The 10,022-nt window shown below is 77.0% G+C and carries 11 protein-coding genes and 1 pseudogene; 5 read left to right on the forward strand and 7 right to left on the reverse strand.

What is annotated here, in order from left to right:
- From GTR02_RS15820 to GTR02_RS15830, 3 genes are all read right to left on the reverse strand, one after another.
- On the reverse strand, window positions 1–949 hold a 949-nt coding region (locus GTR02_RS15820), incomplete at its 3' end, for an ATP-binding cassette domain-containing protein (RefSeq protein ID WP_166608459.1).
- On the reverse strand, window positions 946–1,611 hold the full coding sequence (locus GTR02_RS15825) for a TetR family transcriptional regulator (protein ID WP_166608460.1): 666 nt from the start codon (window positions 1,609–1,611) through the stop codon (window positions 946–948). The genes GTR02_RS15825 and GTR02_RS15820, both read right to left, overlap by 4 nt.
- A 61-nt stretch (window positions 1,612–1,672) precedes the next feature.
- Window positions 1,673–3,181 (reverse strand): diguanylate cyclase domain-containing protein, encoded by a 1,509-nt coding sequence (locus GTR02_RS15830; protein ID WP_166608461.1) that lies wholly within the window; start codon window positions 3,179–3,181, stop codon window positions 1,673–1,675.
- A 178-nt stretch (window positions 3,182–3,359) separates the two neighbouring features.
- Here GTR02_RS15830 and GTR02_RS15835 point away from each other — a divergent pair, with 178 nt between their 5' ends.
- A complete protein-coding gene (locus GTR02_RS15835) occupies window positions 3,360–4,328 on the forward strand; it encodes a phosphotransferase (protein WP_166608462.1) in 969 nt (322 codons plus the stop codon).
- On the opposite strand, the gene GTR02_RS15840 is transcribed toward GTR02_RS15835, so the two are convergent.
- Window positions 4,321–5,550: a saccharopine dehydrogenase family protein gene (locus GTR02_RS15840; RefSeq protein WP_166608463.1), complete on the reverse strand. Its 1,230-nt coding sequence runs from the start codon at window positions 5,548–5,550 to the stop codon at window positions 4,321–4,323. The two genes, GTR02_RS15835 and GTR02_RS15840, sit on opposite strands and share 8 nt — an antisense overlap.
- A 196-nt stretch (window positions 5,551–5,746) precedes the next feature.
- On the opposite strand from GTR02_RS15840, the gene GTR02_RS15845 reads away from it, so the two are divergent.
- From GTR02_RS15845 to GTR02_RS15855, 3 genes are all read left to right on the forward strand, one after another.
- On the forward strand, window positions 5,747–6,160 hold the full coding sequence (locus tag GTR02_RS15845; protein ID WP_166608464.1) for a VOC family protein: 414 nt from the start codon (window positions 5,747–5,749) through the stop codon (window positions 6,158–6,160).
- Window positions 6,161–6,381: 221 nt separating this feature from the next.
- On the forward strand, window positions 6,382–6,591 hold the full coding sequence (locus GTR02_RS15850) for a hypothetical protein (protein WP_166608465.1): 210 nt from the start codon (window positions 6,382–6,384) through the stop codon (window positions 6,589–6,591).
- Window positions 6,592–6,675: 84 nt separating this feature from the next.
- Complete coding sequence (locus GTR02_RS15855; RefSeq protein ID WP_166608466.1) at window positions 6,676–7,590, forward strand: MBL fold metallo-hydrolase; 915 nt, start codon at window positions 6,676–6,678, stop codon at window positions 7,588–7,590.
- A 9-nt stretch (window positions 7,591–7,599) separates the two neighbouring features.
- Here the strand turns inward: GTR02_RS15855 and GTR02_RS15860 are convergent, their stop codons facing one another.
- Entirely contained in the window at window positions 7,600–7,869 is a 270-nt protein-coding gene (locus GTR02_RS15860) for a helix-turn-helix domain-containing protein (protein WP_166608467.1), read from the reverse strand.
- On the reverse strand, window positions 7,869–8,366 hold the full coding sequence (locus tag GTR02_RS15865) for a DUF2975 domain-containing protein (RefSeq protein WP_166608468.1): 498 nt from the start codon (window positions 8,364–8,366) through the stop codon (window positions 7,869–7,871). Before GTR02_RS15865 ends, GTR02_RS15860 begins: the two co-directional genes overlap by 1 nt.
- A 133-nt stretch (window positions 8,367–8,499) precedes the next feature.
- On the opposite strand from GTR02_RS15865, the gene GTR02_RS15870 reads away from it, so the two are divergent.
- On the forward strand, window positions 8,500–9,405 hold the full coding sequence (locus tag GTR02_RS15870) for an alpha/beta hydrolase fold domain-containing protein (RefSeq protein WP_166608469.1): 906 nt from the start codon (window positions 8,500–8,502) through the stop codon (window positions 9,403–9,405).
- Window positions 9,406–9,438: 33 nt separating this feature from the next.
- Here GTR02_RS15870 and GTR02_RS15875 read toward each other — a convergent pair.
- Window positions 9,439–10,022: pseudogene (locus GTR02_RS15875) on the reverse strand (hypothetical protein); the annotation flags it as partial.

The raw sequence follows: 10,022 nt of genomic DNA on the forward strand, positions 1-10,022 counted from the left end.
GGTCGGCGCCGCGGGGCCCCAGCCGCAGCAGGCGCACCCGGCGGGGGGCCGGCCCGGTGGTCAGCTCCGGCAGCGCGGCGGCCGCGCCGGCGTCCTGGCAGGCGACGACCACGGTGAGCGGGTGGCGGCCGCCCTCGTCCTCGTAGGCGTCGAGGGCGAGGAGCGCGGCCCACGCGCGACGGCGGTCCCCGGCGTCGCGCAGGGCGTCGACGTCGTCCACCACGAGCACCTCGGGGCGACCGAGCAGGGCGAGGACGACACCGAGAGCGAGGCGCTCCAGCGGCGCGAGGTCGCTGACGAACTCCTTGCGGCGCAGTCGGTGCGCCCGGTCGTCCTCGGACGCGACCGCCGGCTCGGCGTCGTGGCGGACGTGCCGGGCCGCCCGCGAGCCCGCCACCAGGCGGGCGTTGGCGGCCAGCGCCGCGTCGACGCGGTCGAGGACCGCCGTGACGCGCGCGGCGGACACCCACGGCCGGTACCAGGGCTGGTGCAGGACCAGGCGCTCGGCCACGTGCTGCTCGACGGTGAGGGCGTCGTCGAGGTCGTTGACCCCGCGGACCTCGGCGAGCGCGACGCGGTGGCGGACGGCGGCCGCCGACCGCGGCAGGCTCAGCCCGCACACCTCGAAGGTGTCGGCCTCCGCGGCCAGGCGGCCCGCGAGGGCGAGCAGCAGCGCCGTCTTCCCGCTGCCCGCGGGCCCCTGGACGACGACGAGGTCGCCGACCCCGGCGTCGAGGTCGAGGGGCCCGAAGACCGGGGACCGGCGGTGCACGAGGCGCAGCCCGCGCGCCCGCAGCGCCGGCGCGGCCGTGAGCTCGTCGGGCCGGAGCTCGTCGGCCGTGAGCTCGTCGGGCCGGGACTCGTCGGGCCGGAGCACGTCGGGCCGGAGCACGTCGGGCCGGAGCACGTCGGGCTCGTCGGTGTGCGCGGCACCGGGATCGGCGCTCACGCCCGGTCCCCGTCCGTCGCGTCGGCGGCGACGGGAGACGTCAGTCCCACGACGAGGGCGGTCAGGGCCAGCACGCGGTCCTGCTCGCGCAGCGGCGCGGCGTCCAGGTAGACCTGCGCCGAACCGCCCTCGTACAGCGCGACCACGGCGGCCGTGAGGGCCTCCACGGAGGTCGTGGCCCGGCGGCCGAGCGCCGCGAGGGTCGCCTCGAGCGCCGGGGCGAGCTCGCGGCGCAGGGCCGCCCGGTAGTCGCCGAGGACGGCGGCCGCGCGGGGGTCGCGCAGCGCCTGCGCCGACACGTCCGTCAGGACCTGGTACCAGAGCCGGTCGGTGGGCAGCGTGCGCAGCAGCCGGCTGACGACGGCCCCGATCCCCGGCGCCTCGGACGCGCCCGGCGCGGGCCCGTCGAGGAGCCCGGTCCGCAGCGCGGGCAGGACGGTCCCGACGCGGTCCTCGAACAGCGCGACGAGCAGGTCGTCCATCGACGAGAAGTTCGAGTAGAAGGCGCCGCGCGTGTAGCCGGCGCGCTCGCACACGGCCTCGATCGAGGCGGAGGCCAGCGACTGCTCGGCCACGACCTGCAGGGCTGCGTCGAGCAGGCGCTGCCGCGTCTGGACGCGGCGCCGCGTGACGCGCGGTGCGGCCTGGTCGGTGTCGGTCACCGCCCGGACGATACACCGTGCATCCGATGCAGAACAGATCGGGTGCGGCTCTGCGGGCCGGTCAGCCGGCGGCCGCGCCGGGGACCGGACCGGGCAGCACGGCCTGCGCGCCCACCCCACCCGGGACGTCGTCGGTCGGGGGCACGTCGTCGGCGACGGCCCAGCCCGTCGCCTGCCGCTTGGCCCGGTACATCGCCTGGTCGGCGCGGCGCAGCAGCTCGCGCTCGCCCTCCCCGGCCCGCGCCACGGCCACGCCGATGCTGGCGCGCGCCGCGACCTCGCCGTCGGCGACGGGCAGCGGCACCCGCATGGCGTCGAGCAGGCGGACGGCCACGCGGACGGCGTCGTCGGCCTCCCGCAGGTCGCGCAGCACCGCGACGAACTCGTCGCCGCCGAGGCGGCCGACGGTGTCGGTGCGGGCGACGGCACCGCGCAGCAGCCGCGCGAAGCCGACGAGCAGCTCGTCCCCGGCCGCGTGCCCGAGCGCGTCGTTGACGGCCTTGAAGCCGTCCATGTCGATGAGCAGGACGCCGACGAGCCGTCGCTCGCGGCCGGCGCGGGTCAGGGCCTGGTCGAGCGCCGCCGCGAAGGCGGGGCGCGTGGCGAGTCCCGTCAGGTGGTCGGTCATCAGCAGCGCCCGGTTCTCCCGCAGGCTCAGCACCTGGCGGGCGACGACCAGGCCGGTCATGACGACGGCGCCGGCGACGAGACCGCCCCACGGGTAGAGGCCGCTGCGGCCGGCCACCACGAGCAGGAGGGCGTAGCCGCCCGCGATGGCGACCAGCGGCAGGGCGGGCGCCCCGGTCCGGCGGGCGGCCACGACCACCGGCGACGGGTCGCGGGGCACGCCGGCCTCGAGAGCGGCGCACGCCAGGAGGGCGAACGCCGTCAGCAGCAGGACCCACTCCGCGGCCGAGTCCTGCCCGTCCGTCCCCGTCAGCGCGGCCCCGGCGTAGCCCAGGTCCGCGACGACCAGGCTCACGAGCCCCGCCACCAGCACGGCGAGCACGCGGCGCGGGACGCCCGCCGCACCGCGCAGCAGGGCGGCGGAGGCGCCGAACAGGAGCACGAAGTCGAGCACCGGGTAGGCGACCGCGGTCAGCACGACGACCGTGGGCACGTCGTGGACCAGCGTCAGCGGCCCGAGCGAGAAGTACCACAGCGCCATGAAGCCCCCGGCCGCGACCACCCCGACGTCCAGGGCGAGACGACCGCGCTCGGCCGCCGAGCGCGGGGAGTCGGTGAGCGAGAGCAGCCCGACGAGCAGCACGGGCACGGCCGCGAGCCGGACGACGTCGCCGGGTCCCGGGAAGGACGGGAAGGCCGCGAACGCGCCGCCCGAGACGAGGAGCAGGCCGTACCCCGCGGCGAGCAGCCGCCACGCGCGGCGGGTCCGCACCGGCAGGCGGCGCAGCCGGGACGCCCGGGCGGCGGCGGCGGCCCCGAGGCCGCTGATCAGCGTCTGGACCGGACCGGCCGTGTCGTCGGCGACGAAGCCCGTCCGGGCCTGCTCGACCAGGCACGCGACCGTGGCCCCGGCCCAGAGCAGCACGACGAGCGCCTGCAGCACCCGCCACCCGCGGCTGCCTGCGGCGCGCGTGCGCGCTCTGCGGCGCCGCTCCCCCGTCACCTCCCTGGCATCGACGCCCGCGGAGGCCGCCTTGAGGTCCGGCCTCCCCTCGACCGGGACCGCGCGGGTCCTAGGGTCGGGCGGACACCGGACAGGACCGACCCGAGGGGAGGCCGGGGTGGCACCGACCTCCGTGGTCCTCGACCCCGAGACCCGCCGCTGGCTCGAGGGGCCCGAAGCGCTGGGACGCCGCGTCGTCGACGTCGTGACGCTGCCCGGCGGGCACTCCAACGAGACCCTGGCCGTCACCGCGGACGGCGGGCGGCGCTTCGCCCTGCGCCGGTACACCCGGCCCGGGACGTGCGCCGTGGAGGTGGCGCTGCTCGCGCGGCTCACGGGCGTCGTGCCGGTCGCGGACGTCGTCGCGGCCGACCCGGACGGGTCGCGCAGCGGCACGCCCGCCCTGCTGTCGGTCCTCGTGCCGGGCCGCGACCTCGGGTCCGTCCTGCCGTCGCTGACGCCGGACGAGGCGCACGCGTGCGGTCTCGACGTCGGCGCGGGCCTCGCCGCGCTCGGCCGCGTCGAGTTCGGGGCGCCGGGGTTCTTCACCGGGCCGGACCTGGTGCCGGGTCCCCCGGGCGTGGACCCGACGACGGGCCTCGCGACCTGGGTCGAGCGCTGTCTCGCGGGCAGCGGACCGGCCCGCGCGGCGCTCGGGGCGGGCGCGAGCGCGGCCCTGCTGGGACTGGCCGAGCGGCTCACCCCGCGACTGGCCGCGCTGGCCGGGCAGCGCCGGCTCGTGCACGCCGACTTCAACCCCAAGAACCTGCTGGTCGCGCCGCGGGACGGCCGGCTCCGGCTGAGCGCGGTCCTGGACTGGGAGTTCGCGTTCAGCAGCTCACCCCTGTTCGACGTGGGGAACCTGCTGCGGCGCCCGCGCCCCGACGGCTTCGAGGACGGGTTCCTCGCGGGGTTCACCGGCGCCGGCGGGTCCCTGCCGCCCGGCTGGCGGGCGCTCAGCCGGGGCCTGGACCTCTTCTCGGTCGCCGACCTGCTGACCCGCCCGCCCGGGCACCGCTACTTCGGCCAGGCGGTCACCGTCGTGCGGGAGCTGCTGGACGGCGACCCGCTCGCCGGGCTCAGCTGACGGGTTCCTCCCGCAGCCCCCACGGCGATCCGTAGCCCCGCGGCGACGGCGCCGCGAGGAGGTCGAGGAACGGCTGCGCGTCGAAGGCCTCGGGGCCCAGCACGCCGGTACCGGTCCAGGTGCCGGCCGCGAGCAGCTCCAGCGCGACGACCGGGTTCACGGCCGTCTGCCAGACGACGGCCTGCGAGCGGTACTCGGCCATCGACCACGCGTTGTCCACGACGTGGTACAGGTACACGGCACGGGGCTCGCCGTCCTTGCCGCGGCCGCGCACGAGGACCCCCGCACACGTCCTGCCCCGCATGCGGTCCCCCAGCGTCGCGGGGTCCGGCAGGGCCGCGGCGACGACGTCGCGCGGCGAGACCGGCACGCCCCTGACCGTCAGCGGAACCGTGGAGTCGAGGCCGAGCTTGTGCAGCGTCTGCAGGACGCCGATGAACTCCTCCCCCAGGCCGTACTTGAACGTCACCTTCCGCGCGGACGTCCAGCGCGGCATGAGGACGACCTCCTCGTGCTCGACGTTCACGCACTCCACGGGCCCGATGCCCTCGGGGAAGTCGAACACCTCGGGCTCGCTGAACGGCGCCGTCGTGTACCAGCCGCGGTCGCGCTCGAACACCAGCGGCGGGTTCAGGCACTCCTCGATCGTCGTCCAGATGGAGAACGACGGCGCGAAGTCGTAGCCGTCGACGACGAGGTCCGCACCGTCGCGCACGCCCAGCTCGTCGATCTCGGAGAACAGGTGATCCTCGGCGTAGCGCGCGAAGACGTCGGACAGGCCGGGTTCCACGCCGATGCCGACCAGGGCCAGGCGGCCCGCCTCCTCCCACCGCGGCGCGGCCGCGAACTGCTCGTCGCCGAGCATCACGCCGGGCAGCTCGTGCGGGCGTTCGGGGTGCGGGCGGGACAGGCTCATCGCCATGTCCAGGTAGGTGGCGCCCCCGGCGAAGCAGCCCTCGAAGACGGGCACGACGAACCGCGGGTCGACGGCGTTCAGGACGTGCGTGACCCCGTGCTCGCGCACGAGCGCCGCCACCGCGGCCGGGTCGGAGGCGTCCACCGATGCCGCGGTGAGCCGGCCGTCACGCAGCTCGTCGACGAGGCGCTGCGGGCGGGCCGGGTCGTGGTCGGCCACCACCAGGGCCTCGAAGAACTCCCGCCGAACGGCGATGCGCACCGCCGCCGACCCCACGCCGCCCGCACCGATGACCAGGATCCGCATCTCGCTCCGTCCACCACGGCGCGGGTCCGCCCGCGCGGACCCGATCACGAACGCAAGGTAACCGCCCGGCGGGCGTCCCGGGGCGTCCTGGCCCCGATGAGCCCCGGGCAGCGGCGGGTTGCGCGGCCACCGATGAGTTCCGCGTCGGCGGCGGGTCGGAGGGGGGTCGGCCCCCACCACTGCCCGGAGGTACCCCGTGGCCCTGCGCCTCAGCCCCTACGTCACGCTCCCCGGCGGCACCGCCCGCGCGGCGCTGGAGTTCTACCGCTCCGTCCTCGGCGGGGAGGTGAGCATCTCCACCTTCGGCGAGTTCGGCGGCGTCGAGGGCCTCGACCCGGACGCCGTCATGCACGGCCAGCTCGACGCACCGTCCGGCGTCACCCTCATGGTCTCCGACGCGATGCCCGGCACGACCTCGGCGGGCGCCGGGAACACCACCCTCTGCCTCTTCGGCGACGACCTCGACGAGCTCCGGACGTCCTTCACGGGCCTGTCGGAGGGTGGGGAGGTCACCACGCCGTTCGAGCAGCAGATGTGGGGCGACCACTACGGCGCCTTCACCGACCGCTTCGGGGCTGAGTGGATGGTCAACGGCGGCGGGTCCGCCTGAGACCCGTCCGCTCGACAGGGTCACCAGCGGCACGGCACACTCCCCACGTGCGGCGCACCGGACTCCGGGGTCGCACCGGCCGTGAGGACCCCACGCCCCGCCGCGGGCGTGGAGCTCGGCCGTCCGCACCCTCGCCGCATCGAGCAGCCGGTCGGTCGAGGGCGTGGCTGCGGGCCCGCGGACCCGCTGCCGGCTCCGCGCCCCGAGGGGAAGGACGACGAGTGCGCTTCCTGCAGCCCGATCCGGGCGTGGCCGGTCACCTCCTGTGGGTCGTGAAGATCGTGGTGACCGTCTACGTCGTCATCGCCCTGTTCACGGCGGACTACACCGGCAGCGCCGCCGACTGGGGCGTCTCGTTCATCTCCGGGTTCTTCGGGAACATCATCGCGACGATCAAGGGCCTCGTGACCTGGTTGCAGACGCAGTTCTGAGCGGTGTCCGCGCGCGGCACGCCCCGCCCCGCCCCGACGTGCGAGCGCCCGGCGGGCTCGTGACGACGGTGGGAGGGTGGCGACGTGCCCGCCCGCGAACTCGTCGTCCTCGGCACCGCGAGCCAGGCGCCCACGCGGACCCGCAACCACAACGGCTACGTGCTGCGCTGGGACGGCACGTCCGTGCTGTTCGACCCGGGCGAGGGGACGCAGCGGCAGATGGTGCTGGCCGGGGTCGCCTCCCCGCGCGTCGAGCGGATCTGCGTGACGCACGCCCACAACGACCACTGCCTCGGCGTCCCGGGGGTGATCGCGCGGATGGCGCTCGACGACCCGGACCGGTCCGTCGCGGTGCACGGGCCCGAGGACGCGGTGCCGCACCTGCGCGCCCTCGTGGGCGTCGCGTCGACGGGGCTGCCCGTGACGGTGCACGGCGTGGCGCCCGTGGCCGGCGCGGCCGTCGCCGACGTGGCCGGCGCGCGGCTGACCGCAGTCCCGCTGGACCACCGGGTGCCGGCGGTCGGCTACCGCCTCCAGGAGCCGTCGGGCCGGCGGTTCGTGCCCGAGCGCCTCGCGGCCGCCGGGATCACGGGCCCCGACGTCGGCCGGCTGCAGCGCGACGGCGAGCTCCGCGGCGTGCGGCTCGCCGACGTGACGGCCGAGCGCCGCGGCCAGTCCTTCGCCTTCGTCATGGACACGCGGCGCTGCGCCGGCGTCGCGGACCTCCTCGCCGGGGCCGACCTCGCGGTCGTCGAGTCGACGTTCCTCGACCGCGACGCGGCCCTCGCGGAGCGCTACGCCCACCTCACCGCCGCGCAGGCCGCCACCGCGGCCGCCCGCGCGGGCGTGCGGCGGCTCGTGCTGACCCACTTCTCCGCGCGCTACGCCGACCTCGACGAGGTGCGGGACGAGGCGCTGGCCGCCGTCGCGGCCGAAGGCGGCCGGACCGAGGTGCACGTGGCGCGGGACCTCGACGTCGTCGAGGTCCCGCCGCGCTGACGTCCGGCCTCAGCCCGCGGACCCGTCGCGGGCGCGGGCCCCGTCCCCCTGCTCGCCCGCGGGTGCCCCGCCGTCCCCGGGTTCCCAGCGCAGCAGGTCACCGGGCTGGCAGTCCAGCACCTCGCACAGCGCCGCGAGCGTCGCGAACCGGACGGCCTTCGCCCGGCCGTTCTTCAGCACGGCGAGGTTCGCGGGGGTGATGCCCACCTGCTCCGCGAGGGATCCGACGGACATCTTGCGCCGCGCGAGCATCACGTCGACGTCGACGACGATCGGCATCAGATGACCTCGTCGAGCTCGGCGCGCAGCGTGCTCGCCTCGGTGTCCCGGGCCACGGCCTGCACGAGCAGCATCCGCTGGACCAGCACGATGAGCGCGATCCCGGCGATCAGCAGGCCCACGCCGCCGACGAGCAGGACGACCCCCGGGGCGACCGCCTCGCCGGGGGCCAGGACGACGCCCAGGGACCAGGTCAGCAGGGCGGCCGCGGCGATCGCGCCGATGACGACGTCGACCCACCGGAACGCGGCCGGGGAGAACACGGTCCCGCGCCGCACCATCGTCAGCAGCCGCCAGACGGACACGGCGCACACCTCGACGGTGGCGATGCCGAGCACGACGATGACCACGACCGGGGTGCGCAGCGCGGCGACCTCGGGCCCCGCCCCCGCGAGGTCCCGGGCCAGCAGGGGCACCAGCAGCGTCTGCAGCGCGAGCGAGCCCAGGAGCACGGCGGCGAGGACCACTCGCAGCACGAGCACGGTCAGTCTGCCCATCAGGACCTCCACAGTTGTCGACCAACGACGTAAACCTATCGAAAGGCGATCGGTTGCGCCAGCACCGCCCCCCCGGACGGCTCAGCGGGCTAGCGTCGGGGCGACCCGACGAACCACCACCGCGGAGGTCTCCGTGCCCAGCCCGTCCCACCGCGCCGTCGTCGCCTACCTGCGGCTGACCCGCGCCGGCCGCGGCTACACGTCCGCCGACGAGGCGCGCCGGCACGTCGAGGAGCGGCGTCTGCGACCGCGTCCGTACGGCCCGCCGCGCGGGCTGCGCCGCGACGTCACCGTGAGCGTCGAGGACGTCGACGGCTGGCCCGTCTACCGGCTCGCCCCCCGCGCGGGCGGCGCGCGGGGCGGGGTCGTGTACGCCCACGGCGGCGGCTGGGTCAACGAGATCTCGCGGCAGCACTGGCAGCTCACCGCGCGGATCGCCGCGCAGGTGCGCACCACCGTGACCGTGCCGATCTACCCGCTCGTGCCCGTCGGCACGGCCGAGGAGGTCGTCGCCGGCGTCGCCGCGCTCGTCACCGCGAGCGAGGCCCGGCACGGCGCGACGAGCCTCGCCGGGGACTCCGCCGGCGGGCAGATCGCCCTCTCCACGGCACTGCTGCTGCGCGAGGAGCAGCGGGTGCGCGTGCCGCGGACCGTGCTCATCGCCCCGGCCCTCGACCTCTCGCTCGCCAACCCCGCGATCGACGCCGTCGAGCCGACCGACCCGTGGCTCGGCCGTGCGGGCACGCACGTCTACGTCGAGCACTGGCGCGGCGACCTGCCCGTGCACGACCCGCGGGTGAGCCCGCTGGCGGGAGACCTCGCGGGGCTGGGCCCGCTGACGGTGTTCAGCGGCACGCGCGACGTCCTGAACCCCGACGCGCGGCTGCTCGTCGCGCGCGCCCGGGCGGCCGGCGTGGAGGTCGACGACCACTGGGGGGACGGCCTCGTGCACGTGTACCCGCTGCTGCCGACCCCCGAGGGCCGCGCCGCCCGGGCGGTCCTGCTCGACGCGCTGCAGGCGGCCCGGCCGCGCGACTGAGGCCGCGGGCCGGCACCAGCGGTCGCGCCGCGCTCAGCCGCCGCCGCACCCCCACTGCCCGGTGCTGTCCCGCACCCACCACTCCCGGCCGGCGGCGTCGAGCATCGACGCGCGCCACGTGACGCACCCGTCGCGCGTGGCGACGGCGACCGGGCCGGCGTCGATCAGGTAGCTGTGCCAGTCCCGGTCGCAGGACCCTCCCGTCCCGCACAGGGTCAGGGCCACGTGGGTCTCGCGGTCGCGCAGCGGCGAGCCCTCGGGCTTCACGAGCTTCGCGCACACCTGCCCACCGCCGGGGCTGCGGTAGAGCCGCACCTCCCCGACCCTGCTGCCGGCGTGCTCCAGCGCCTCGACGGCGACCGGCTCCGCGTCGGCGACGGCCTGGTCGCAGTGACCGGCGCTCGCCCGCGGCAGGACGACCGCCGTCCCGTCGGCGCGGATGTCGGGGTCCGCCGCGAGGGCCTCGGGCGCCGAGGTGGCGGTGCCCGGGACGGGCGCGAGACGCGCGGCGGGCGGCCCCGACGACGGGGCGCCCCCGTCCGCCCGGGGAGCGTCGCGGCCCGCCGTGGCGACCAGGGCGGTTGCGACGACCGCGGCGGTCCCGAGCACCGCGAGCG

The sequence above is a fragment of the Kineococcus siccus genome, from assembly GCF_009906795.1.
Taxonomy (GTDB): domain Bacteria; phylum Actinomycetota; class Actinomycetes; order Actinomycetales; family Kineococcaceae; genus Kineococcus; species Kineococcus siccus.